A 769-nucleotide genomic window follows, 5' to 3' on the forward strand; every position below is an offset into this window, starting at 1 on the left:
GATCACCCTGTGCGGCGCGCCGGTGGGCGGCGTGGGCGCGCTGCGCGGCCACCCGGCCCTGCACCAGTTCCTGCTGGAGCTTGGCGCAAACGTCTATTCGCAGAAATTCGAACTCGGCTCGACCTCAAGGATCTTCCGCCAGGACGGAAGCCTATCGCCCGCCGTCCAGAAACAGCTGGCCGAAGGGGCCTTTGCCCGGCTGACGGGTGAGATCGCCTGACCAAAGGCCATGCCGGATCGCCGATGGTCCCTCGTCACACCGGGTGATTCTATAATGGCATCATAATTCGTATTGCGAATGGGAAGCGGGCCGGCGACGTGCCAAACGCACCGGCCCGGCCACGCCAAACCTGTCCGAACACGTCAGTCGATCAATACGGTGTCCTGCACCTCGAAACGCAGCACTTCCTCGGCAAAGTTTTCCAGATCCCGCGCCGCCGCCGCGCCCTCGGGCGAACCGACCGCCGGCCCGACATCCGCGTCCGATGCAAACCCAAGCGTGGCAAAGCCGATCACCTCGCGCCCGCCGGGCGAGCGCAGCGCCTGCGCCCCGTCCAGGATGGAGATCGAGTAATGGACCAGCCCCGGCAGTTTCGCCGCAATGGGCGCATGAATGCCCGTCCAGTAGGCTATGAAGTCATCCCGTTCAATGCCGTCTTTCGCGGCCAGAAAACTTGTCCGTTTGACATCCTGTCTCTCCGATCCGATACGGGCCGCGCGGGCCGCGCGGGCCGCGTCAGTCCTGCATCATCCGCAGCACGGGCTTCAC

The 769-nt window shown here is 65.0% G+C and carries 3 protein-coding genes; 2 read left to right on the forward strand and 1 reads right to left on the reverse strand.

Annotated features, from left to right (window positions below):
* The coding region (locus A3764_RS25575) for a hypothetical protein (protein ID WP_161487539.1) at positions 1-220 on the forward strand (220 nt) is incomplete at its 5' end.
* Between the two features lie 143 nt (positions 221-363).
* Here A3764_RS25575 and A3764_RS24335 read toward each other — a convergent pair.
* A complete protein-coding gene (locus tag A3764_RS24335; RefSeq protein WP_269084727.1) occupies positions 364-669 on the reverse strand; it encodes an EthD family reductase in 306 nt (101 codons plus the stop codon).
* On the opposite strand from A3764_RS24335, the gene A3764_RS26180 reads away from it, so the two are divergent.
* On the forward strand, positions 574-769 hold a 196-nt coding region (locus A3764_RS26180), incomplete at its 3' end, for a hypothetical protein (RefSeq protein WP_236628308.1). The genes A3764_RS24335 and A3764_RS26180 overlap by 96 nt on opposite strands.

Origin of the sequence: Sulfitobacter sp. HI0129, assembly GCF_001635395.1 — a bacterium.
Classification (GTDB): Bacteria; Pseudomonadota; Alphaproteobacteria; order Rhodobacterales; family Rhodobacteraceae; genus Sulfitobacter.